This window comes from Ruoffia sp. FAM 26254 (genome assembly GCF_045528545.1).
Taxonomy (GTDB): Bacteria; Bacillota; Bacilli; order Lactobacillales; family Aerococcaceae; genus Ruoffia; species Ruoffia halotolerans.
In genome coordinates this window covers 76,221-100,734 of the sequence record NZ_JBGQQY010000001.1, presented here as the reverse complement: position 1 = coordinate 100,734, position 24,514 = coordinate 76,221, and the positions used below count along the sequence as shown (strand labels likewise).

The following is a 24,514-nucleotide window of genomic DNA, read 5'->3' as shown; positions in this document are numbered from 1 at the left end:
TTGGCAATGCTTATTGCTTACAAAAAAACATCTATCAAGCAAAATGTGCCTGATAGATGTTTGGCTAGTTTGGTTTAGAAACCACCGGTTCCCCCACCGCCACCTGATCCTCCAGATGACCCACTAGAGAAGCCACCACCAAAACCTCCCGTATTCGACCCAGAGTATTTGCTTTGTGCTGGAGCGCTACTTGTCACGGATTGGCTAATCGATGGTCTGACAACTTGGTTAATCCAGTAAGGGTTACTGTAGATAACCATTGGCATTGCCATTTGACTCAATTCTTCCATACCATATTCTTTATTCATGGCTTCAATCACTTTATCTGCCACATCTAAGGAAATCGCATAAACTAAAAACTCTTCCCAGAGAGGCAGTGAAGCAACTTCACGCATGTTGAAATTCCCTATATCATCTAACATATTCGCAAAGCCTTTCCACTCTTTAATCATCTTATCTTGTTCGTAAGTTCGAATAGGTCGAAGTGTCGTCAATAATAAGATGACAATGGCTAAGATCAAATTCACTGTGAAGGCTAGTAAAATCGGCATAATATGTTCTTGTAGTGGTGAATCTAAAGTTAAAAATAGTAAAACAAATAACATAATCACACTTGCAATAACAGCTAGAACAGCGTAACCAACGGAATTATTATATTCTTTGGGTTGATTTTTAACTTGTTCACCTTTGACTTCAACGTAATTAGCAAACTGTGTCCATTTACGGTATTTTTGCTTTTTAGTATTACGATTACTTTGAATATCTTCTTCGATTTGACTGAGTGTTGTCGGTTCATTGTTTGGAAGTAAGTATTCATAAACATAGCGTTCATGCTTTTGTAAATCAAATAAGTCAGCTTCTTCTTCAACCGGCGATACACGAATGGTTGACGCGCTTTTGCGTTTTAAAAGACCCCGTTTTTCTCGACTGACTTCTTCTACTTTGATATATCCTTTACGGGCTAAATCAATAATTGTTGCCGAGAAGTCATCCGCAATTGGCTTATCACGAAAAACCGCTGTTGCCATAATGGCGGGTGTTAACTCTTCTGGTAAAGAATAGACATGTTCTGGGACATGCGCTGGCTTTGGATTTAGTTTACGATGATTACGGAAGTAATACACCCAAGCAAAGATAGTCACGAGTGGGAAGCCAATTAAAGCTAAGATGACCCACAACCAACGGCGTTGTTGTGAACTTTCATGCGCCTCTCTATCTGCTTCGACGGTTGCTTCAGATCGCTCAATAATCTCATCTTTCATATTTGCTTGAACGATATTTTGGTTATTTGGTGTTAATGCGGTTGGGAAGATTGCATTAACTTCCACGAATTGATTTGGTGGATTGTCTGGCACTGTGATATCGATGTAACTTTGATCGCCTTCAGTGACCGGCTGAATTTCTCCGTTATAAGGTCCATAACCCCACGCTCGGAAATCATCTGGGTTTGAGACACTTCCGGGTAAGTAAATTCTTGCATCGACCGCAAAGTCATCGTCTGTATTTTCCGGAACGATCTTGCGGTTAATCTCGGCAGTGTCATTATAGTTAGTAATTAATTCTTCTAGTGTGTATTCGAATACAAAATGCACCGTCTCGTCCTCTGCTGGATTAAATACTTGTAGTCTAAAAATCTGACCATTATCGGATACTTTAAACGTTCCAGGTGCTTCGTTAAAACTTTCATTGAGGTAATTAATATCGCCGGTTTCTTCATCTAAAATCCCAACACGATATTCAGTTAGATTGTAACCCCCATAATCGATATTGTGGTAAGCTCCATTCATATAATCGACATCGAATGTGTAGATTTCTTTAAAAGACACATCGCCATCCGACGAAATTTGTCCTGTAATATCTGCTTCTGTTATATCAAAACTAATATCCTGGGCACTCACGGTTGAAATTGTCATCAGCGGCACAAGAATAAAGAGCGAGAGTAACAAGCTCAATATATTTCGGCTCAAACGATTTAAATTCATTTGGCTCACCTAACTTTCCATTCATTATAATAGTATTTTACCATGTATAGGATGCATTCGCACACTAAAGCATGAATTACTTTTTAAAGACTTCTTTTTGAACATGTGTTACGGGTAATTATTTAAAAAGTTTGTCTACTCAAGACAAACCAATCACCCATTTGGCCTGAGTTGCGTCAACTCAAGACAAACCGATCACCCATTTGGCGCAAGTTACGTCTACTCAAGACAAACCGATCACCCATTTGACCTGAGTTGCGTCTACTCAAGACAAACCGATCACCCATTTGACCTGAGTTGCGTCAACTCAAGACAAACCGAACAGCCATTTGGCGCGAGTTGCATTTTAAATCACGATCCCCAAAAAAACCGCTCCACCACAATAGTGGCGAACGGTTCTTACTAATTAAATTGCTTCCGGTTAACTGTATTTCCTCGAATACTATCGACTAATAAAGTAAAGCGGCCATTCGGATTGTCATACACGATTTGCCAGGCAGGTGAATAGACGTTTAAGCCGTCTAATTGCGTCTGGCGGTAATAAACTAATATCGAATAATGAATTACCGAACCGTCTGGGATTAAAGTTTCCACACGACGATCAATAATTTCTAAAGCTTCACGTTCGGATAAGATGGTCCGGTCTCGGTCAAGCTCTGTAACATTGCTTTGGAAAGTTTGCGTATAACCAGTCATCATAAAGTTTTCATCCAAATTAATTCGGATTTCTGCTGTACCATCCACAATCGGACGCCCGTCAAAGGCGGTCATTCGAGCATAGATGACTTGTTCTGAATTAACATACCAAATATTTCGGTAAACATCTCCAGAGATAAATAAGGCTGGGTTCTCCAAAAAGTCTTGAAGGGCTTGCCGTTGTTCATTTGAAAAACCCGTTGTTTCAGCTGTTAAGCCGAGTCCTAAATCCATCGGTTCTGATAAAGTCCCAGTCAGCATGCCTTCTTGATTCACAGATACATCTTCGATTTCAAGTTGTGAAATATTTTCAGCAAGATGATTATTAGTCTCTGATACGACGAATGGGAGTTGATATTTTTCAGTCGATAATTCATCAAAAGTAACGCCACGATTTGATAGATTTTCTTCAATGGATAACTCAATCTGTTCAGTTGGTAAACTGGTTACTTCAGCTCGATTAAACAACATGAATAGTAAGTAAATATCGAATACTAGAAAGAAAAACACTAATACGATTTGAATGCGTTTAAAGTCCACTAGTCAGCTCCCCCTTCACCAAGTACTTGAGTATTCCAAATATCCACAAAGTCGTCGCTTTGAATTTCTTCTAAAGTATAGTGCTCACCGTTTAATTGGAAGAACCAAGTCGGAATGAGCTCTGCTTTTCTAAACATTTCCATATCTTCTTGCCATTCATAAGCCATAAAGATATCTTCAAAGCCATTCACTGTATAACCTCGTTCTTGAAGCACTGCTAAAATTTCTTCATGATTCATCAATTCATACTCTTGTGAAGCCGTGTCGATATGCGTATAAAAAGTCAACATCGGTTGGTGGTATCGGAAGATATCCCCACTCAAATCGCCACGCATCTGAACGGAGTTCGCTCCATAATCAGGCATGTTTGAGCTTGTTAAGATGGGTAAATCATTGTAGTAACGTCTAAAAGTAATGAAGTTATTCTCTTGATGGAATAGACGAATATCGCCTTCCCAATACTCAAATTGTTGCACCATACTAAAGGCATTACGGAATTTCTCAACAGTCGTTCTTGGCTCACCCGGATCTGCCCGGCTGATTGTTAAGTCAAACTGCTGAGTCGTTCGGTTCACATCAAGTGTATTAATATAGTTTTGATAACGGAATACTTCGTCATCATCACTATTTGCTACTTCAGTCGTATTAAAGCCAGTATTATCAAACAAATCACTGACATGAAGATTTTCTGGCAATACATCCAGGGTAAAGAGTTGCGACTGTAAGTTTACATTATTGACTGGCAGGTAAATTGGCTTATATGCGCCTTGATAACGAACCACTTCAAGCAAATCTGAGTTCTCTAAAGTAATAGCATTACGCAATTCATCTTTTCTTAAATTCGATGATAATTCTGCTTCAATCACACGTTCTGTCTTAGAATCAATTAAGTAAACTCCACGCTCTTCTTGCGAAGTCAGCGGAATAATAATTCGATCAATTAAAATATCTGTCGGTATCTCGTCTTCAATGGATAATACTCGCGTGTATGCTCCTAAGGGAATACGCGTCGGTAATTCCATCTGCAGATGATCAACATCTAATAAATTATTAAGTAACTGCGGATCTTCCATATATGACACATTATCAACTGAGATGGGTCTACTTTCAATTAAAGAACGCAATGTGTTGATAGTTGCTTCATCACGAATGAAGTAAGACTGTTGGCCTAATCGAATAATATACTCATCTGAAGAGACAACATCTTGAAAACTTAATCGCGTGGGTGAGTAGTAATTAGCAGTTGGTTGAATGGTTTCAGTCGCTATCTCTTCGTCTGTCGGAGCTGATTCATTACCAATAATACTTTCAAATGTGTTGATATCATAAAGAATAAAGTATGAGAATAAGAAACTAATCGCAACTAATATAACGAGCACGACTGTGATCCCCGTATTTTGTTTTCTCATCAATTAATCCCACTCCCCATCTAGCTCGGTGAATTCGGTATAAGGTAATTCAAAGATAAAGGTTGAGCCTTCACCTTCAACACTATCTACCCAAATTGAACCGCCATGTAATTCGATAACCTCTTTAGAAATCGCAAGGCCGAGTCCACTACCACCTTGTTCACGAGACCGCGCCTTATCAACGCGGTAGAAACGATCAAATAATTTCTCAGCGTCTTGCTTAGAAATTCCTAACCCTTCATCGGTGATACGTACAATGACACTGCGGTGGTTATCTTCAATTTTAACTGTAATGGTTCCCCCATCGGGTGAATATTTCACGGCATTATTTAAGATATTATCAATCACCTGAGTCATTCGGTCCTGGTCAACATCGACATAGATATCCCGTGTTCTAAATTCACGCATAAAATTATAGTTCCCTGCATTTGAATCCGATTCTAAAGTGAAAACTAACCGGTCTATGATATGGTTAATAATCCGTTTCAAATCAACGTAGTCGGTCTGAAGTGTAATTTGGCCACCATCCATCTTAGATAAATCCAGTAAGTTTGCGATCATCCGAATCATACGATTACTTTCTGATTGAATGACTTCTAAAAATTGCGGCGCAATCTTCTCGTCACGCCAAGCACCATCAGATAGGGCTTCACTATAACTTTTAATACTGGTTAAAGGTGTACGCAATTCGTGCGACACATTTGATACGAAATCGCGTTGTTCTTGTTCGGTCTTCTCTTGTTCTGTGACGTCTGTTAACACACACACAACTCCAGTAACAAAGCCGGTTTCTCGACGAATAATCGAGAATTCACCTTTTAAAATCGAATCTACACCTTTATCACTGTGATTAATCATAACTTCAGTATCTTTTTGTAATAATCCTTTTAAAGCGATCTTTGATTCGATATTCAATAGACGTAAAATCGAATGACCAATCGCTTGCTCTCGGCGAATATTTAACAATTGGAGTGCTCGATCATTTACTAAAAGGACGCGTCCTCGCTGATCAGTCCCGATAACACCATCAGTCATATGACGAAGAATTCCGTCTAAGCGTTGTCTCTCTGACTCGGTTGATTCTTGGGCATCTTTTACTTTGACGGCCAGCTCATTAATGGTCATCGTTAACTCGCCTAATTCATCATAACCGTACACTTCAGCAGGATAATTATAGACCCCTTCCGAAATACGTAAGGCTTGTTGACGCATATTCTCAATTGGACGGGTTAAACCTTGACTTAAGACAAAGGAAATCAGTAAAGCAACGCCTACGGCTAAAATCGAAGACTGGAGAAACAGGTCGATAATATTATTATTCTGACTATAAATTTGCTCCATATTAGCTTCAATAACTAACACTCCGAGTAACGTCGTTTGCGTTGTCCCAAAGATAGGCTTAATTAATTTGTAAATCGGTGCATCTGTTTCTGGGTCTGAGTATTCACTGCGTAATTCATTTTGATAGAGTAAGACATTACGCGCATCGGCATCCGTAGTTTGGTTCCCAATCGAACTTTGATCTAATCCCTGATTCGTCGCAATGATCGTTTGCGCATTATTAATCACTTCAAGGCGCGCTGGCGCTGTTGAGCTAAAAGTTTCTAAAGTTTGACGCAATTGGTTGAGCACACTTTGTGACTCTTGATCTGAATTTGATAATATCGGTGTGATATTATTCGCTAAAAAGTCCGCTTGTGTATTAATTTGTACTTTAAAATTATCTACCGTTTGTGTCTCTAACTGGTCAATAAAGATGACTCCGATAAATTGGAAAGTGATCACTAAGATAAATACAAATAGTAAGGGTATTTTAAAGTATATCGATTGGAAAAAGCGAAAAGGTCTTTGCTTCATCGTCGTATCAGCTCCAATCTTTCTAAATTTTTATGTTCTGAACACAATAATAACATGTTGGTGTCTCCTTAATTCAAACATTTTAATTCTAAAAAACATATAGATTCAGTTTATTGATTTTTAACTATAATTACAAGCTAGAATCTCATTTAATTTACTTTGAATCAAGAGCATTGTGTTCTTATTATGTATAAAAGAAGTGCCTGCTAAGCGAAGGAATCCTTCTGCAAATAGCAGGCACTTTATATTGTATTTAATTATTCTTGTTCTGGATTTTTTAAAAAGTATCCAACACCACGACGGGTAATAATATACGTCGGGTGACTTGGTTGATCTTCGATTTTCTCACGTAATCTTCTAATTGTTACGTCCACTGTTCGGACATCCCCAAAATAATCATAGCCCCATACAGTTTCTAGTAAATGTTCACGAGTCATGACTTGTCCAATATGTTTCGCTAAGTAGTGAAGTAATTCAAACTCACGGTGAGTCAGTTCTATTTCTCTACCTAATTTCGATGCAATGTATGCATCTTGGTGAACAATTAATTCGCCTACTTTGATTTCATTGGCATTATTTTCATCTTCATCAACTTCTTTTAAAGCGTTACGACGTAGGTTCGCTTTTACACGAGCCATTAGTTCGCGGTTAGAGAATGGTTTCGTTACATAGTCGTCAGCACCTAATTCCAGACCGAGTACTTTATCAATCTCAGAATCTTTTGCCGTTAACATAATAATCGGCACAGCACTTTCTTTTCTAATTTCTCGACACACTTCCAAGCCATCTTTTTTAGGTAACATTAAATCTAAAATAACGAGGTCAGGTTTTGTTTCTTTAAATTTTTCGATCGCATCTTCGCCATCAAAACTTGTGACAATTTCATAACCTTCGTTTGATAGATTGAATGTAATTATATCCGAGATTGGCTTCTCATCGTCGACAACAAGTATCTTCTTCATATAGTTTTCTTCCCCCTTACATAAAGGATTAATATTTAGGTTAGTCAAATATTAATTAAATATATATCGTATTAATTATACAGTTTTATTAAATATAGTCAAAATTGCCACAATAAATTAAGGTTTTCTTAATTATTTATGACTAAATAAGAAAAGCAAAGTAGTCGAATATTTCATTCCCCTACTTTGCATATTAACCTAATTTTTTTAAAAAGTCATTTTTAAGCCCTTAAGATTAATGGATAAGGACTGGCATACCTTCGTATGCATGAGCAAAAACATCTGCCATAACATCAGGTGGTGTATTAATACATCCAAGTGATCCTGATACTTGATAAGTGTTTCCGCCAAAATTACTTTGCCATCCAGCATCATGGATACCTTGGCCTGTATCGTCAAATGGTAACCAGTAATTTACTGGTTGGACGTAATCACGCTCTGTACGAGGGTTGTATCCTTTTAATTCAGAGTCTTCTTCTTTATCCCAGATTGAGTAAGCACCTGGTACAGTATCTGTTCCGATTTGTCCGGTTACGATAGGTGTTTCAACTACGATTTGTCCATCAACATAAACCCACATTGTCTGGTGGTCAACACTGACTTCAACGTAGCTATCCCCAATATCATTGCCTCCAGTATTGTAACCCGTCCCCACTATATTTGGTTGACGTGATACATTCTCACCAGCTTGTAAATCAGCTAAAATGTTTTGCGTTTCTGATTCACGGTCAATGGACCAACCTAATGTTCCGGGTTCAACTGTTACTTCACCTTCTGAAGTACTTTGGAATTGACGTGGTTTGTCATAAGTTGCGTATTCATCGTTTAATGTTCCAAGATATTCGTAAATTAATTCTTGGTCATAAACAATCTCGTTATTTGAATCAAAGTAAATCCACTCTTCAATTGTTTCTTGAGGAATTGTGACATTGTTTCCAGCAATTTCAAGGTTAATTTCAGTGTTTTTAGCTGTTTCAATTTGTTCCATGACTGAATCGATTTTTTCGTCATGACTTGATAATTCGGGTTCTAAGTAAGCTGAATTAATTTCGATTGATTCTTCACCATTTTGAATACCGTTCATAATTAATTCTTGAACTTTATCAATATCTAATTGATTTCCTTCTTCCGCTTCAGTAACGTAGTAACCTTGCGCTTCAGTATATTCAATGGCTGCATCTTGAGCCGCTGTACGGTCTTCATTACTTAAACCTAGATTCGCTAATTGTTTGTTTAATTTTTGCTCGTCTAAATTCATTGTTTCCATTAAGCCACTATCATGGTTTTCAGATTGGAAGTAACTTGTAATCCACTCATTTGGGTTTTGGCTATTGTAAGTTTCTGTTAAAACTTCACCCGTTTGTAATTCTGGTCCCAATTCACCTAATTGAATCGAACCAACTTCTTGGCCGTTCTCAGTAATTTGGAAAGTTTTGCTGTAGATATCCTCTTGAATTTTTTCTTCCGCTTCAGGGAGTGTTAAGTTACTAATATCAACACTTCCAAAAGTTGTATTTGCTTGGAATTTCTCAGCATAATATCCGATACCTGCACTATATGCCACAATTATGATGACTAGTGCCGATACTACAGAGATAATTAGTTTTTTCATTTGTTCACCTCAAAAAATTTAATATTCGTTCTTTTAAATAACAAGACCTCATTCAAATACATATTTTAGCATGTAAATGTGAATAAAGTATAAATATTACTTAACTATTGTGTGGCGGTTGTGTGACAAATTTTCTAATCGCATGTGCGACTCCATTCTCATTATTCGTTAAAGTCAGCTCATCGGCCACTCTTTTTACTTCTGGATGGCCATTTTCCATTGCGACTCCTAAACCAGCCATTTTAACCATTTCGTAATCATTTAGTTCGTCCCCTATGGTCATAATGTTTTCAGCTTTAATATCTAACAGTTGGATTAAAGCATTTAGACCATTAGCTTTATTCGCTAATTTAGGAATAAATTCAATTGCAACGGGTAAAGAGCGGACAATATGAACTTGTTCATATAATTCATTAGGAATTTTTTCTAAATAATCATCGATAAATTCAACTCCACCAAAGACAACGATTTTATAGAGTGTCTCTAAGTTTAGAACTTCTTCAAATTTTGCCAATGTAATATCAGTACTTAACGTTTTAGCATCTTGTACAACCGTTGGATTCGCTGTCTCATCATCAACTAAATACAGCTTGTCTGGATCAAAGGCAACCATTTGAACTTCTTCACTCCGGTACTCTTTAAAGACATCATAAATTGCTTGACGGTCTGCTTCAGTTAAGATTGTTTCATGAACAATATTTAAGTCAGGTAACTGATGGACAACTGCCCCATTTTGTAAGATTAAATATTCATCGCCATGCCCTTGTGGCAGCTGTTTAGACAAATATTGAATACTTGGTAGCGTACGTCCTGTACAAATAACGACTTGAACACCTTGTTCAATCGCCTCTTTAATTGCGTCTACATTTTCTTGCGACAAAGATTTGTCATCTCTTAGTAAAGTCCCATCTAAATCAATTGCTACGAGTTGAATATCACGTGTCATTTATGCTACTTCCTTTCTGACCATTAAAAGGCCATCGCCAAGTGGAACGAGTGTTGAACGGTTTGTTTTATCATTTAATACAGTATCGAACAATTCATTTAATTTACGATGAATTTTTCTAACGCGTTTTGGAATTTCTGCTTCATCATCTAATACTGTACCACCTTGAAATACATCGTCAATAATTAATACGCCTCCTTGACGAAGTAGACGCATACACTCAGGATAAAATTCGATATATTTCGCTTTGGCACTATCCATAAAGATTAAATCATATGAACCTTCTAAGGTCGGCAAGACATCCGCTGCGTCTCCTTCAATTAGAGTAATGCGATCTTCTAGACCCAGCTTTTTAAAGTTTTCTTTGGCACGTTCATACATTTTTTCATAGCGGTCAATGGTCGTTAAATGCCCATCTGCTTGTAAATGCTGTGCCATTAAACTTGCTGAGAAGCCGATGGCTGTTCCGATTTCTAGAACTTGACTTGGTTGCATGGTTGCAGTAAAGAAATCAAGAAACTTCGCTGTTTCATGCGGTACAATCGGAATGCCTAATTCATTCGCGTAAGCTTCAATCTCACCAAGTCCTCCCTCAAAGTCAAGTTGGCCTTCACGCATAAAGTCAACAACTTTTTGCATCACGATTGGGCGGTGCATCATTTCGTTTAACATGTTATTACTCCTCTATTCAATATTCTCCAAAAAAAAACGAACTTTGGCGCTTGATCAGTCCTAGCTGGCCGACTCAAAGAGTACCGAAAGTTCGTTAGACATACTTGATTATTGGTCACTCTCTCCAGAGTCTAAGTCCAATAATTCTTCTACTGTTATATCACTCGCATCTGCAGTGACGTCATGGTATAAGTTATAATCACTCGAAATTTTCTGATCGTCATCATATTCCACGTGAATTCCACGAATTCGACCGTTATCAATATGACTTGTCGTAATCACATAATCACTTGCTCTTAGAACAATTCGCTCGTCATCGTCTGGCACATAGCCTAGATGATAAATAATCAGACCAGCAATTGTATCTACTTCATCATTTTCTAATTCAACATCAAAATACTGATTAAATTTATCAATTGGTAAAATACCATTCACATAATAATTGTTATCATCGATTTTACGTATGTCACCTGCTGTTGAGATATCTGTCTCATCTTCGATATCCCCAACAATCTCTTCTAACACGTCTTCTAATGTAACAATCCCTTCAACCCCACCATACTCATCTCGCAGTATAGCCAAGTGAGTTTCTTCACGTCGGAATTCAACTAATAAATCATCAACAAAGACTGTGGATGGGACAAATAGTGGCTCACTTGATATATCAAGAATATCAATATTATCAAAACCAACTGTTCGTGCGTGTTTCAATAAATTCTTCATATGAACAACACCCACAACATTATCTTTTTCACCTTCATAGATAGGAATTCGTGAGTAAGGTGTATCTAGCAACGCTTCAATATTCTCATCGTAGTCATCTTCAATATCAACCATGATTGTATCCGTACGTGGCACCATGATTTCTCTAGCCATCTTATCATCTAAAGATAGAACACCTTGAAGCATTGAAAATTCAGCTAAATCAATAGAACCTTCTTTTCGACTTTCAGCCATTAACACTTTCATCTCATCACGAGTGAATGTTTCATCATTCTCTGAGAAATCAAGAGGTGTTAGTCGCTGTAATAATCCAGTTGAAGCTGATAATAGTGCAATAAAGGGACGGAAAATTTTCTGAATCGTTCCAATAATACCACTTGTACCCATGGCGATTTTTTCTGGCATTTGTAATGCCACTTGTTTTGGAAACAATTCACCGAACACTAAAGTAATATAAGACAAAATTAACGTAACGACAACAATCGCAACTGTTACTGCTCCAGGAAATGTCGGTAGCAAAGCTGAGAATCTGTCAGCAAATGAAATCGCTGCAGAGGCACTGGATAAGAATCCCGCTAAAGTGATCGCAACTTGAATAGTTGCTAAGAAATCATCAGAATTCTCTAATAATTCCAAAACCCTTTGAGCTTTCTTATTACCTTCTTCTGCTAATGCTTTCATTTTTGACTGGTTGACTGATACGAAGGCAATTTCACTTGCTGCGAAAAACGCGTTAATTGCCGTCAAGACTATAATTACTATGACTTGTGTCCACAAGGACCCCGAGGAACCCATTATTTTCTCTCCTTTTAATAATTCAATTTTTTTCTTTACTTATAAATATAAGAAAAAAACGAACAAATTGCAAGAAATAAAAGATGAATTTAACCTGTCTTTCCCCCCTTTTTTTATGTAAGCAATTTTTATCAAGTTTAACCTTCATCTTCTTGTAAAATCAGTGTTCTTTTCTATTTTTTCCTGAATGAAATATGAATGGTTTTTAACATATTTCTATTGCATAATAATTCTAATAAAAACTAGATAATTTTACGCATATATGTTAATATTATATGTTGTGCTAATGAGAAACGCAGATTTAACATTAACTTAATATTAAAAAACGATTAGAAAACCTTTGCATTCTGAATCACATTTTGCTAATATGAATCTATCAAACTACAGTGAATTTTACTACAAGGAGTTTCGCTTTATGATAAAAAACCTCGTGCATCATAAAGACAATATTGTGACGATTAATGAAACAATGAATTGTCTCGACGCGATCGAAATTTTAGAGCAGCATTCTTTAAGAAATGCGCCGGTCGTCGATGCTACTAATACATTATACCGCGGTAATATTTACCGTTATCATATTTATAAATACAAATTTCATCATCCCGATGCCGATCTTGCGCAAGTAAAAGTGACTCAATTTCTTAAAAACACGACGCGAGTTGTTCACGAGAATGATACCTTTTACCAATTAATTTTTGCGATTCGTGATTTACCTTTTATTGCCGTATTGGATAAGGAAAATGTCTTTACGGGCGTCATCCAACATGATGCTATGATTAATTACTTAGCTCAAGCTTGGGTCGCAGACAAGTCAGGTTACGTTCTTGCTATTCAAACACGTGGGGAAAAAGGCGAGCTGAACAAGTTAGCTCGACTTGTGAATCGTAAAGCAGATATTCAATCTGCCGTTACCTTTGAGAAAACAACCTATGATACGTCCACTTACTTAATGGTAACGCTACCAGAGTACTTGGATGTATCATCAGTCCGTGCACTAGTTAAAGACTTGACTCGCCGCAAATACGATGTCAATGTGGTTACGTTGTAGGATAGTGAAAATTTGAGAGAGCATTTGAGTTAGATGGCTGTGCTGTTTGGCTCAAGTTAAGGCAACTCAAGACTAATGAGTTTGGCGTTCGACTCTAGTTGCAACCACTCAAGACAAATGGATCCCCGGTTTGGCTCTAGTTCCACCCCAACTCATTCACCCATCACAAATTAAAAAGTGTCCAAAGTTTTTTGGACACTTTTTGCTTGCTCTCATTTAATGTTTTTAAGCTTTAAAGCCTTGTAAGAAAGGATTCGATTGGATTTCTTGTGAGACAGTCGTTGGTCCACCATGTCCTGGAAACAATACAAAGTCTCCGGGTAAAGTTAAGATATTGCGGACAATTCCAACTAATAACGTTTGTAAATCGCCACCAGGTGTATCAGTTCGACCAATCGAGCCGTTGAATACAGTGTCGCCACAAATCACGAAGCCATCTTCTTTGAATGTGTACACGACATGTCCGGGACTGTGACCTGGAATCAACGCAATGTCAAAGGTAAATGGTCCGACTGTATGTTCTCCAAGTTCAGTCCATAAATGATCCGCTGGATGGTTCACTACAACTGTACTTGGTTGCATATTACGGTTCGGAGTTTGGAATGTCTCCGATTCAATTTCATGAACATATACTTCAATACCGAATTCATCTCGCACTGAATCCACTGCTAAGACATGGTCAAAATGTGTATGAGTAATCAGAATCGCTTCGGGCTCCCAACTATTTTCCTTTATCCAAGCGATAATACGGTCTGCATCATCACCTGGATCAATAATCAATGCTTTGTTGTCTTCATTATAGACGACATACGTATTTTCCTGAATTTGACCGACAACTAATTTTGCTACTTTTAACATAATTTTGCCTCCTTGAAATTTTTAATAAGAATCGTCTAAATAGACTCTTGTCACTCGAGGACCAATAGACGTTAGGATTTCATAACCAATCGTTCCAACTTCTTTTGCAATTGTTGTCGCATGGTTTTTCCCTTTATAATCCGTTCCGATCAGAGTCACGTTTGTTCCAATAGGATATTCACGCGGTAAGCGAATCATCAATTGATCCATATTAATCGTCCCAACAATTGGGCAAGCTTGGCCGTCAACATTTAAAGAAATTCCTTTATAGTGACGTAACCACCCGTCTGCATAACCAATTGGAATTGTTCCAATCCACTCATCTTCACTTGCTTCATACGTAGCGCCGTAGCTCACTTTAGATCCCTTCTCTACTTTCTTCACATAGATTAATTCGGACACTAATTGTAAAGCCGGTCGTAAATCTTTAGTGATTGGATTATCAAAATCACCTTTGGGGTCAATTCCGTACATCGCACTTCCTAAACGAATAATATCGGTTGGATAATCCAAATGCCACATACCCATACCAGAGTTGGCGATATGACGCACTTTAACATCTTCAGGAATAGCTTCAGTTAATTCTACCCACTTATTATATTGCTCTTCAATATATTCTTCTGGTCCACCACCGGCTGTTGAGAAGTGGGTAAAGACACCTTCCCAATTTGTCCAAGGATAGGCTTTAATGCCTGCTTTAAATACTTCAACTTCTTCAACAGAGCGCAGTCCAATACGTCCCATACCTGTATCTAAAGCCAGATGGAAAGTTAATTTAGATAGATTTAATAAACCAAGCTGGTTTGTTTCTTCTAATTGCTCATAAGCCAGTTTGAAAAAATCTAAATGACTCACGGTAATGGTTAAATTATAATGTAAAATTTCTGCGATACCACGCGAATCTGTTAGGCCTAATATAAGAATGGGCACTTGTGAGAATCCTTGGCTACGTAATTCAATTCCTTCATCAACTGTCGCAACAGCTAATCCAGTTGCACCAGCCTGAAGCGCTGCTCGAGCTATTGGCACAGCTCCGTGTCCGTAGCCATCAGCTTTGACAGTGGCATAAATTTGTTGATTGTCTTTTAACTGACTTTCAACTAAGTGAATATTGTGGCGAATCGCAGTTAAATCGACGATCGCTTGTGTAGGTCTATGGTCGCTATAATCTATCATTAATTTATCTCCTTCTTATTAGAAAAATACTCTTTTAATCTGTCTCTTAATGTAGGATCATCTAATTCAACAATCACAGTTGCTGTCGCATGAAAGCGTGAATGACTGATGGAAACTTTCGCTTCTGGGTGAGTAAAGGGTGCGTTAGTAATTACCGGCACACCGCGTTCGTCAGGCAATATGGTAATATCAGTAAACTTTAATTTACTACCTACGCCTGTCCCTAAAGCTTTTCCATAGGCTTCTTTGGCACTAAATCGTCCCGCTAAAAAGCTGGCTTGCCTGACTTGCGAGTATGTATTATAGATTTCCAACTCAAGTTCCGTCAGAATCTTAGCCGCAAAACAAGGTTGTCGCACAGAAACTTCTACAATACGTTCTATTTCTATTATATCTGTCCCTAATTGCATTCTAGTTCTCCCTTTTGATTTTATATATTCAATTATACAATAAAAGCCGTATGAACATTGTGTCATACGGCTTCTGCAGCAAAATGCGTTAGCTTCCGCCATTGCTTTACTTATACTATTTATATATATGTATTTTTTGGTTAAAAGTCAGCTTTTACTATATTAGAAAAGCTGAATAAAAGGATAAACTGTGTTTAGTTTATTCCGTTAAAATGAATATGGTACTTTTTTAACAAACATTTCATAGAATGTGCTACTTAGTCGTTTTTAGACTTGATTTTAAAGTTCTTGCTTTTACGATCAGAATTGTTTCCTTGTTGTTTACCTTTGTTACCTTGTTTGCCTTTGTATCCTTGTTTTCCACGGTTGTTTCCACCACGGTCATTACGGTTGTTACTACGGCGTCTGTTGTATTTTTTGTTGTTTTTAGATTTCTTTCCACCAGCATTTGGTAATGGTCTTTGTGGAGAAATAACAACCTCAACATCGTTATTTTCTGATAAAACTTCTTTTAATAAAGCCGAAACTAAATCATTTGCTTCGTAGTGCGCTAATAACATTTTCGCAGTGTTGCGGTGTTTGTTTGCTTCACTCGATTCTAAAATCTCATTAATTTGGTCAACTAATTGTTGAACTTGTCCGTGCTCTACTTCTTCTGATGTTGGCGGGCTTAATGGTTTCATTTGTTTACGAGTTAAGTTCTCGATTGTTTTTAAGTAAGACATTTCGTTGTGTGTAACGAATGATAATGACATGCCATCTTTACCAGCTCGTCCTGTACGTCCGATACGGTGAACGTAACTTTCTGGGTCTTGTGGAATATCATAGTTATAAACGTGTGTCACACCTGAGATATCTAAACCACGAGCTGCAACGTCAGTTGCCACTAAGATTTCAATGCGTCCTTGACGGAATTCGTTAATTACGCTTGAACGTTTTTGTTGTGTTACGTCACCGTGAATTAATTCTGAGTTGTAACCACGTAATGTTAAACCGCGTCCTACTTCATCAACACGTTTTTTTGTACGACAGAAGATGATGGCTTGCTCTGGATTTTGTACGTCCATGAAGCGTGTTAAGACATCAAATTTTTCGTTGTCTTTTAATTTAACAAAGTATTGTTCAATTAAATCAGCTGTCATTTCTTTCGCTTCAATCTTCACGTGAATTGCGTCAGTTAAGAATTGCTCTCCTAATTTTTTAATTGCAGCTGGCATTGTTGCTGAGAATAATAATGTTTGACGTGTTGCAGGAGTTTTTTCGATAATCGATTTAATATCATCGATGAATCCCATATTTAACATCTCATCTGCTTCGTCTAAGATGACTGTCTCGATGCCTTTTAAGTTTAAGACACGACGGTTAATTAAATCTAGAACACGTCCTGGTGTCCCAACGATGATTTGTGGGTGATTACGTTTGATACGTTCGATTTGTTTTTGAATGGATGTTCCACCGTATACAGTGAATACGCGTGCGCGAACATCTTTTCCTAAGCGGAAAATTTCTTCTTGAACTTGGATTGCAAGTTCACGAGTTGGTGCAATAACAATTCCTTGAATTCCTTTATTATTATTGTGGATTTTATTCAACATTGGAAGACCAAATGCAGCTGTTTTACCAGTACCAGTTTGAGCTTGACCAATAACGTCGCGTCCTTCTAGTGCATGTGGGATTGCTTGTTGTTGAATAGGTGTTGGTTCCTCGAACCCCATATCATCTAAAGTATGGATTAGTTCGGGTTTTAAATTAAATTCATTAAATTTCACTAAGGTATTACCTCTTTCTGTTTTGCCTGTTTGTTATATGTTTGTTTAAAAAGAAAAAACGCCTAGACACAACTCAGTATCAAGCAATGGGCATGTGTCATTAGGCGATGCTATGTAAATTTTCACTTTAACCTTTGTTAGTGTAACATGTTAATCCTTACGTCACAACTATTTTGTTTATGATTGCGTTTCCTTACTTGTTAAGTGTGTCACGATTCTTAATAAATCAACGCCGAAACTTGATTTAACTAAGACCATATCCTCTGAAGTAACCGTATTTTCAAGTTGTTCAATGAGTATTTGATGGCTTTCTGGTTCATAGATGAGATGTGTGTCATCATAAACTTTTTTTAATTCTTCGTATAAATATTGCATTTGCTCACCAAACAAGTAAACGACATCGATATTTTGCGGGTCAATATCTTTCGCAATCTCACGGTGGAATTGTTCACTGTGAGGACCTAATTCGCGAATATCTCCTAGGACAGCAATTTTACGACCGTTCTCTTTTGTTTGAAGTGTTGAATAAGCTTGTAATACTGCTCGCATCGATGTTGGGCTCGCATTATAGGCGTCATTTAATAGTTGAGCGCCATTCTTCATCTCTAGCCATTCTAAACGGTTCGCCGTTAATTTAAACTGAGACAATTGGAAGATCGCTTGTTCAATTGGAACATTAATGCTTTTGGCAATACTTAAAGCAATTAAGGCGTTTGATACGTTATACGCTCCCATAACCGGAATCATACATAGAACATTTTCGTCTAAGTTTGTTTTAAAGTAAGTTTTACTTTGTTCTTCAATTAATTCTTTCGCATAAACATCACTGGTCTCGTCAAAGCCGATACTTAGCGTATCAATGGATTTATTTAATTCTGGCATCTCACTTTGTATTAAGGGCTCGTCACCTGGATAAATAAATAGACCAGATTCTTTTAAGCCAGATGAAATTTCTAATTTGGCTTGAGCAATTCCTGCACGTGATCCTAAGAACTCTAAATGACTTTCGCCAATCAATGTGATGACTGCAATATCCGGTTGGGCAACTTCACTCAAAGCTTTAATTTCCCCGAAACCACTCATACCCATTTCACACACTACAACTTCAGTTGTTTCTGGCATTTGCAGTAACGTATAAGGTAAACCAATCTCATTATTATAGTTCCCTTGAGTTTTATGCACTTGGTATTTTGCCATGAGCGCGTTGGCTGTCATATCTTTGGTCGTTGTCTTTCCGTTACTTCCTGTAATTCCAATCACGATTGGGTCTAGAATGTCACGGTAGTATTTCGCTAAGGCTTGCATCGCTTCTAAAGTATCGTCTACAAAGATGCAGGCAATTTGTTCCGAAGGAGCCTCAGCTTGGTCTTTAGACCAAAAAGTTGCGATAGCACCATTCTCAATCGCTTTTTGGATATATTCATGGCCGTCTGTCTTTCCACTAGTTAGCGGAACGAATAAGCTTCCAGAAGTTATTTGGCGGGAATCGAATTCTACGTTATTAATTTCAATGTCTCTATTTTCTGCGGTGTAGTCAATCGCATGTACTGCTTTAACTACATCCATTAATTTAATATTTTTCATGTTTCACCTACCATACATTTCTCGTTATTTATCATATCTAGTTAAATATATCATATTTTGTCCAAAATAAAATACGAATCACTATTGCAAAGCAAAATAATGATTCGTATTCGACTAAAAATCGACTTTTAATTGGCTATTTCTTTCATGGCGACGTAAGGCTAACTGGATTAATTCATCAATTAAATCACGTTGACTTAAGCCAGTACCTAACCATAAGTTCGGATACATACTGTATTGGGTAAAGCCTGGCATAGTATTGATTTCATTAATATAGATGTCTCCATTGTTTGTTAAGAAGAAATCTACGCGAGCTAAGCCCGAACAATCAATCGCACGATAGGCTGCAAGCGCGTATTCTTGAACTTGGCTAGCGATGTGGTTAGGAATTTCAGCTGGATTTTGCATCTCAACGGTATTATTGATGTATTTCTCATCATAATTGTAAAAATCAGATTGCTTCACCAATTGTCCAACCACACTGACGTGCGCATCATCATTCCCTAAGACAGCCACTTCACACTCTTCTGCGCGAATTCCTTGCTCAACAACGATACGACGATCAAATTGTAAAGCCAATTCCACAGCTTCAACTAATTCACTGCTGTCAGTCACTCTTGATATCCCGACACTAGAACCTAAATTCGCTGGTTTAACAAATAATGGATATAACAAGCTACCTTCTGAACGCGCAATTAAGTCTTCTTTATCTGATTGCCATTCTCTTTGATCGAAAGCGATGTAAGGAACTTGCGGTAGTCCTGCACGTTCAAATAAGTTTTTACTGATAATTTTATCCATTCCAGCAGCACTTGCAGCTACGCCTGCTCCTACATATGGAAGATTTAGAATTTCTAAGAATCCTTGAATTGTGCCATCTTCTCCATTTGGTCCATGAAGAATTGGGAAGACAACTGTATCCTCTTCCGCAATATCACCAGGATTAATGTTAATACCGGTCGAAGAACCTTTTTCATTATCACACCAGGATTCTACTTGTGCGGAACTTAAGCGTAACTGTTCCGAGAACGCGCTTGGCTCTTCCAATAAAGGTCCCTTAATCCACTTCCCTTGGCGGGTAATATAGATAGGTTGAACTGTATATACATCGAACATAATTTGTTGCACGATATTATGTGCTGATAATATCGAAATATCATGCTCTGCGCTTTGTCCGCCATAAAGCATTGTGATTTTCATTGTCTAAACCTCCAATAGTAAACTCGTCTAATAGATAAAATTTTTTTAATTTTAACAATAGTAATTATACCATATTTCCACTGTAAAAATAATATTTTTTTCTATTCAATTCATAATACTATATATTAATTTATATAATGGAATAAAGCAAGTTACTATCTAAGCTTACTAAGCATCCACACTGCTTGATGTAACCCCTTGACTTCGTAATTCAAAATCATCGATGTCTTCAATAACTTCTAATTCTAACGTCCAGCGCTGTGCGTTCGTATCATAAACTAGAAAGCCAATGTGTTCTTTTGGTACTTGATCTTGCGTTAATAAGGTCAATTCGTCTTCGATAATATTTAATGGCACTTTCCAATACGTACCCGTTTGAATTGCTTGAACAAAGTTAATTTTTAATCCACGAGAGAATAGCGGAGCGATTTGCTCCACAACATTCAAGGGTAAAGGATTTACTTTTTCTTTTCGCATAAAAAAGAGTGAACGGGATTCATTCACTAACGCAACCATTCTAGCTTGGATAACTCTTTGAAAACGTGAATAGAAGTGTGAAACAAAGCGGTAAAAGACTTTCAGTAGGCCATTAGGTAACCTTAAAAATACGTAATTGTTTTGAAGTTTATAGAAAAATGCTGACTTTAAGCCTTTATTTGCGTGGAACAAATATAAAATCTCAGCTATCTCATTGGCTGTTAATTGGTGCATGGATTCCATATTTTCAAAATCAATCCAATTTGACATTCGCAACTCTGCGTTGCTGCTAGCTTCGAAGTAGTTCGCTACTTCTGTTTTATTTCGTAAAACTTTGAAATTTGTTTGCGCGTCAAAACGTCCAACTTCAGGAGGTGCTTGAGCAAGTATTATATTATTCGGCATATACTGGGATTCAAAATCCTCAAGGACTAGATCAATACCTCGAGTCATAATATGGTTAGTAACAGAATCATAATGAACATATAAATTTACACGACTCACACTCGCATCCTCCTTTCTTCCAATTTAATTTCTTAACATAATATACTACATTCTACCCATTTTATTCATAAATTAATAGTGTTAAAACACGAGTTTATGTGACATTTATGTTACATATTTCCTTTATTAAACTCCCCCTTATATTCCATGGCAGTTATATGAATCAGCACAATAATAACTAAGCATTATTATGCAATTATTTATTTACTATCCGAATTTAATAGTATCAAATGAGTATCTCATTGACATCTCTCCATAAAATATTCTATAATATTTAACAAGCAATTGCTAGAGATACGCCTACTGACCTTCGTATATCCATCTTAGCATGTTTGTATAAATTATTTAATAACAAAGAAACGACCTACCTTATTAGGTAAGTCGCATCATTTATAATGATTATTAAAATTGAACTTCTGGTACTTGGCGTGCATCCTCTGGAGTTTCTAGTAAGCTTCGTCGATTAAAGCCATGAACATTTGCCACAATATTCGTCGGAACTGTTTCAACAGTTGTGTTATATTGGGTTGCAGTTGAGTTGTACAGTTGACGTGCCGTCGCAATTTGTTGCTCCGTTTTCTCAAGGGTTGATTGCAATTGTGTAAAGTTCGTATTCGCTTTTAAATCTGGATATTGCTCTGCGACAACTAATAGTCTTGATAGAGCTCCTGATAATTCATTAGACTTAGCATTAATTTCAGCTGGATCTGCATCACTTGGCAAGTTAATCAATTGTTGTCTTGCTTTAGTGACTGATTCTAAAGTTTCTCTTTCGTGACTCGCATAACCTTTTACCGTGTTCACTAAGTTTGGAATTAAATCGTTACGACGTTGTAGCTGTACATCGATTTGGCTAAATGATTCATCTACCCAGTTACGACGTTTAATTAAATTATTATAAATAAGTACCCAGATAATCGCGATGACCACGATAACGGCGATAATTATCCACATGATATTCATATATATATTCTCCTTCCGAGACATTTAATAGTTTCTACTATACATTATATTAAATAATTGATTCATTGTCGAAAATTATCCCCTATAGCTCGTTTTCCCTCTTAAAAAATAGACTTAATCGTCAATGTGTTCTTAAGTGTTGTTTATCTCGAATTCGTATTGATGTCTGCTTTTTATCATGATATCATCAAGTTGACGTTTGAATGATATTAAAGAAAAGCAACAACTGAAAGGAAGATACATATATGACAACCGAAGCAATTACACAATCAGCAACAACTATCCAAACAACTGGAATTGAATTAAACGCGTTAAAACCAACTGAATTAGCAGGTTTTTATGAGGAAAAAATCGGCTTAACTTTACTAAGTAAAGATGACGCTGGGAAAATCTATCACTTAGGAACACCAGACGGAACTGTACTTATCTCAATTTACCCGGCGACAACTGAAAAATCACAAAGAACGACTGGTTTATATCACTTTGCTTTATTATTACCAACACGCGGTGACTTAGGTGGGATGTTACGTCACTTACTAGAAAACCAAGTCAATATTGAAGGTGCATCAGATCACGGGTACAGTGAGGCATTATACTTACCTGACCCAGAAGGAAACGGTATTGAAATATACGCTGATAAAGATAGAAGTGAATGGGACATTAAAGATAATGGCCTAATTGGTGGAATCGTTATCGCATTGGACGCTGAAGGCGTACTTTCATCACAAGAGGTGCCTTTCACCGGTATACCAAATGGAACAACGATGGGGCATATTCATTTACACGTAAATGATATTGAATCAACTTTAAGTTTCTATCATGAAGTGATGGGCTTAGGTCTTAAATTCATTATGAATGAAGCCGCTTTATTTATGGCTACACAAGACTACCACCATCATTTAGGTGCCAACCTTTGGAATGGTCGTAATATCCCTGCTGCTCAAGACGGAACACAAGGTTTACGTAACTCTGTTTGGTCAGGTTCTGCGGAAGATTTAAAAGAGATTCAAGCAAAATTAACTGACAATGGACATGAATTTACTAAAGATGGCGAGACTTTTTACTTTAAAGATCCGGCCGGAACAGGTATTATCCTAAAAGTCATAAAATAATAAAACATTGAAAGGTGTACTTGCTATGGCTTGTACGCCTTTTATAGGTGTTTATTAATTTACATATAATCGAAAGGATGACTACTTTGAAAAAGAACACACTGAAAACAATTATCGCTCTATTCCTACTTGCCCTTATCGGGAGCCCTCTCACAGCCATGGCGCAAGAAGGTGCCACTTCTGACGCTGTTATTTATCCAGCTCGTTACCAACTTAACTCAATCGATTCTGTTAACTTAGCTGAATTTTATGAATATAACATGGGGATGACGATTCTAGAAGAAGCAGATGGGTATTACCGTTTAGGAACTTCGGATGAACGTACGTTACTTGAGATATTCCCGACAGATATCCCTCGTGGGGAAAGCTTATCAACTGGACTTTACCATACAGCATTCCTATTCAATGACCGCAAATATTTGGGAAGTGCATTAAACCATCTCATGGAAACTCAATCGCCTATTGAAGGCTTTACTTATCACGGTGTGAGTGACGCGGTTTATGCTGCTGATATTGAAGGTAACGGGATTGAATTATATTGGGACTACCCTGTAGAAGAATGGCCTCAAGATGAAGGTGGCAACTCTGTTGACATGTTAAACGAGCCACTTGACTATGTTGAGTTAATGGAATCAGCTACTGAGGAATTCACTCAATTAGATGAACGTACTAAAATTGGACACTTCCATTTAGTATCTGACGACTATGATGCAGCGGGTAAATTTTACAGTGATGTCTTTAATTTAAATACGCAAAGTTATGTTGAGGGTGACTCATTCTTCCAAGCTTCTGGAAGCTATCACCACCATGTCGCAAATAATAATTGGTTCGCAGATCAAGGGATTACACAACCAGAAGAAGGCCAACAAGGACTTCGTGCAACGATTTGGGAAACTCAATCCGAAGATTTTTTTTAATGAAGTAATCAGTAACTTAGATTCTTTAGGAGCTGATTATACTCTAGAGGATAATTCACTGAGCTTTAATGATACCTCTGGTTTAGGTGTGATTGTTGAATTAGTTCCTGAATAAACGCTGAGCGTAGAATATAAGGGATAGTTCCTTTGTTCTACGCTTTTTTGTTGAATAAAATATTTTATTGCATAAGGTTTTTAAATATTTTATAATGACTGCATTTGAAAACACGCTTGAAAGGAGGGTCAACCTATTAAACGAACACATTATTTATTCCGCTGGGGGACTGTCCTCGTATCTTTAG

The 24,514-nt window shown here is 37.2% G+C and carries 20 protein-coding genes; 3 read left to right on the top strand and 17 right to left on the bottom strand.

Translation table 11 applies throughout. The features are described 5' to 3' along the window. Positions 1–74: 74 nt before the first annotated feature. The 9 genes from ACEN3Z_RS00545 to ACEN3Z_RS00505 form a co-directional block, all read right to left on the bottom strand. Positions 75–1,982 carry a DUF2207 family protein gene (locus ACEN3Z_RS00545; RefSeq protein WP_407089121.1) on the bottom strand — a complete coding sequence of 636 codons (1,908 nt, stop codon included), beginning with the start codon at positions 1,980–1,982 and terminating at the stop codon, positions 75–77. 402 nt (positions 1,983–2,384) lie between these two features. Beyond that, positions 2,385–3,218 carry a two-component system regulatory protein YycI gene (locus ACEN3Z_RS00540; protein WP_138404474.1) on the bottom strand — a complete coding sequence of 278 codons (834 nt, stop codon included), beginning with the start codon at positions 3,216–3,218 and terminating at the stop codon, positions 2,385–2,387. Further along, the gene (gene yycH, locus ACEN3Z_RS00535) at positions 3,218–4,627 is read right to left on the bottom strand and encodes a two-component system activity regulator YycH (protein WP_235888779.1); all 1,410 of its coding nucleotides are present in this window, start codon (positions 4,625–4,627) and stop codon (positions 3,218–3,220) included. Before yycH ends, ACEN3Z_RS00540 begins: the two co-directional genes overlap by 1 nt. Before the next feature lie 3 nt (positions 4,628–4,630). Further along, positions 4,631–6,484 (bottom strand): cell wall metabolism sensor histidine kinase WalK, encoded by a 1,854-nt coding sequence (gene walK, locus ACEN3Z_RS00530; protein WP_407089120.1) that lies wholly within the window; start codon positions 6,482–6,484, stop codon positions 4,631–4,633. 257 nt (positions 6,485–6,741) lie between these two features. Further along, a complete protein-coding gene (gene yycF, locus ACEN3Z_RS00525) occupies positions 6,742–7,446 on the bottom strand; it encodes a response regulator YycF (RefSeq protein ID WP_138404477.1) in 705 nt (234 codons plus the stop codon). A gap of 235 nt (positions 7,447–7,681) precedes the next feature. After that, positions 7,682–9,058, bottom strand: a complete 1,377-nt coding sequence (locus tag ACEN3Z_RS00520) for a peptidoglycan binding domain-containing protein (RefSeq protein ID WP_407089119.1) — start codon at positions 9,056–9,058, stop codon at positions 7,682–7,684. Positions 9,059–9,158: 100 nt separating this feature from the next. Further along, complete coding sequence (locus ACEN3Z_RS00515) at positions 9,159–10,004, bottom strand: Cof-type HAD-IIB family hydrolase (protein ID WP_407089118.1); 846 nt, start codon at positions 10,002–10,004, stop codon at positions 9,159–9,161. Then, positions 10,005–10,676 (bottom strand): O-methyltransferase, encoded by a 672-nt coding sequence (locus tag ACEN3Z_RS00510; RefSeq protein WP_407089116.1) that lies wholly within the window; start codon positions 10,674–10,676, stop codon positions 10,005–10,007. Between the two features lie 108 nt (positions 10,677–10,784). After that, positions 10,785–12,194 (bottom strand): hemolysin family protein, encoded by a 1,410-nt coding sequence (locus tag ACEN3Z_RS00505; protein WP_407089115.1) that lies wholly within the window; start codon positions 12,192–12,194, stop codon positions 10,785–10,787. A gap of 415 nt (positions 12,195–12,609) precedes the next feature. On the opposite strand from ACEN3Z_RS00505, the gene cbpA reads away from it, so the two are divergent. Beyond that, positions 12,610–13,242, top strand: coding sequence for a cyclic di-AMP binding protein CbpA (gene cbpA / locus ACEN3Z_RS00500; protein WP_407089114.1), 633 nt, complete (start codon positions 12,610–12,612; stop codon positions 13,240–13,242). A gap of 225 nt (positions 13,243–13,467) precedes the next feature. On the opposite strand, the gene ACEN3Z_RS00495 is transcribed toward cbpA, so the two are convergent. The 8 genes from ACEN3Z_RS00495 to ACEN3Z_RS00460 all read right to left on the bottom strand — a co-directional run bounded on the left by ACEN3Z_RS00495 (position 13,468) and on the right by ACEN3Z_RS00460 (position 22,183). Continuing rightward, complete coding sequence (locus ACEN3Z_RS00495; protein WP_407089113.1) at positions 13,468–14,100, bottom strand: MBL fold metallo-hydrolase; 633 nt, start codon at positions 14,098–14,100, stop codon at positions 13,468–13,470. Positions 14,101–14,121: 21 nt separating this feature from the next. Next, the gene (gene alr / locus ACEN3Z_RS00490; protein WP_407089112.1) at positions 14,122–15,276 is read right to left on the bottom strand and encodes an alanine racemase; all 1,155 of its coding nucleotides are present in this window, start codon (positions 15,274–15,276) and stop codon (positions 14,122–14,124) included. Next, on the bottom strand, positions 15,276–15,752 hold the full coding sequence (gene acpS / locus ACEN3Z_RS00485) for a holo-ACP synthase (RefSeq protein WP_407089111.1): 477 nt from the start codon (positions 15,750–15,752) through the stop codon (positions 15,276–15,278). Before acpS ends, alr begins: the two co-directional genes overlap by 1 nt. A gap of 191 nt (positions 15,753–15,943) precedes the next feature. Next, positions 15,944–17,455, bottom strand: a complete 1,512-nt coding sequence (locus ACEN3Z_RS00480; protein WP_407089110.1) for a DEAD/DEAH box helicase — start codon at positions 17,453–17,455, stop codon at positions 15,944–15,946. 177 nt (positions 17,456–17,632) lie between these two features. Then, positions 17,633–19,039, bottom strand: coding sequence for a UDP-N-acetylmuramoyl-tripeptide--D-alanyl-D-alanine ligase (gene murF, locus ACEN3Z_RS00475; protein ID WP_407089109.1), 1,407 nt, complete (start codon positions 19,037–19,039; stop codon positions 17,633–17,635). A gap of 114 nt (positions 19,040–19,153) precedes the next feature. Beyond that, on the bottom strand, positions 19,154–20,239 hold the full coding sequence (locus ACEN3Z_RS00470; protein ID WP_407089108.1) for a D-alanine--D-alanine ligase: 1,086 nt from the start codon (positions 20,237–20,239) through the stop codon (positions 19,154–19,156). A gap of 168 nt (positions 20,240–20,407) precedes the next feature. Continuing rightward, a complete protein-coding gene (locus ACEN3Z_RS00465; protein ID WP_407089107.1) occupies positions 20,408–21,220 on the bottom strand; it encodes a hypothetical protein in 813 nt (270 codons plus the stop codon). Positions 21,221–21,622: 402 nt separating this feature from the next. Further along, a complete protein-coding gene (locus tag ACEN3Z_RS00460) occupies positions 21,623–22,183 on the bottom strand; it encodes a LemA family protein (RefSeq protein WP_407089106.1) in 561 nt (186 codons plus the stop codon). 245 nt (positions 22,184–22,428) lie between these two features. Here ACEN3Z_RS00460 and ACEN3Z_RS00455 point away from each other — a divergent pair, with 245 nt between their 5' ends. Both ACEN3Z_RS00455 and ACEN3Z_RS00450 read left to right on the top strand, forming a co-directional pair. Continuing rightward, positions 22,429–23,295, top strand: coding sequence for a VOC family protein (locus ACEN3Z_RS00455; protein WP_407089105.1), 867 nt, complete (start codon positions 22,429–22,431; stop codon positions 23,293–23,295). An 86-nt stretch (positions 23,296–23,381) separates the two neighbouring features. Beyond that, positions 23,382–24,212: a VOC family protein gene (locus ACEN3Z_RS00450; protein ID WP_407089104.1), complete on the top strand. Its 831-nt coding sequence runs from the start codon at positions 23,382–23,384 to the stop codon at positions 24,210–24,212. The last annotated feature ends 302 nt before the right edge of the window (positions 24,213–24,514 follow it).